Here is an 864-nt window from a genome sequence, read left to right as displayed (position 1 = left end):
TCCGATATATTACTCACCCGTTCGCCACTCTCAAGGGGTTGCCCCCTCTACCGTTCGACTTGCATGTGTAAAGCATTCCGCCAGCGTTCAATCTGAGCCAGGATCAAACTCTATAGTTCGATCTTGATTTTTTTCGGCCTTTCGACCAACTCATAAATTGGAATCAACGTGGTCACCATCTCTGATTTCCACATCTTTTTTACTTCATGAGCGTTTGTTAGCTAATTAAAGCTAAGTTCCGAAGAACTTGGCAATCACCATCAAACGCCCACGCTTATCGGCTGTATATTTTTAAAGAACCTAAGCAGCTTGGAGCCACTTTGTTTGCCTCACTGCGATCAGCGAAGCCTTCTATTGTATCACGCTTTTGCGTTTTCTTTAGAAGAGTTTTATCTCTTCTAAAGAAAACGCCCCACCGAACGGTGAGGCGTTTTGGGCTGTTAGAAGCCTGACGATGTCCTACTTTCACACGGGAATCCGCACTATCATCGGCGCTAAGTCGTTTCACTGTCCTGTTCGAGATGGGAAGGAGTGGGACCAACTTGCTATGGTCATCAGGCATAACTTGGTGTCATCTTGACTTGCGTCAAGACAACGAATTCATAGAGTTTCGAATCAGATTTTGGCTTTTAAACCAGGCTATTAACCCGGACTTTCAACCTTTTTTGAATGCGTCAACTTGGCATAACTTCCTTGACCAATGCACATCTTTCAATGTGTGATCAAAGTTATAGGGTCAAGCCGCACGAGCAATTAGTATCGGTTAGCTTAACGCATTACTGCGCTTCCACACCCGACCTATCAACGTCCTGGTCTTGAACGACTCTTCAGGGGGCTCAAGGCCCCGGCAGATCTCATCTTGAA

General features: G+C 45.6%; 3 rRNA genes. All 3 read right to left on the bottom strand.

Annotated features, from left to right (window positions below):
* Window positions 1–119: ribosomal RNA gene (locus H663_RS41040) — 16S ribosomal RNA — on the bottom strand; the annotation flags it as partial.
* Window positions 120–446: 327 nt separating this feature from the next.
* Window positions 447–559, bottom strand: a 5S ribosomal RNA gene (rrf, locus tag H663_RS41035).
* Between the two features lie 173 nt (window positions 560–732).
* Window positions 733–864 (bottom strand): 23S ribosomal RNA (locus H663_RS41030); the annotation flags it as partial.

It is taken from the genome of Limnohabitans planktonicus II-D5, from assembly GCF_001270065.2.
In the GTDB taxonomy this organism is placed as follows: Bacteria; Pseudomonadota; Gammaproteobacteria; order Burkholderiales; family Burkholderiaceae_C; genus Limnohabitans_A; species Limnohabitans_A planktonicus.
Note: the sequence above shows the minus strand (reverse complement) of the source record. Positions and strands in the feature narration are given on the sequence as shown.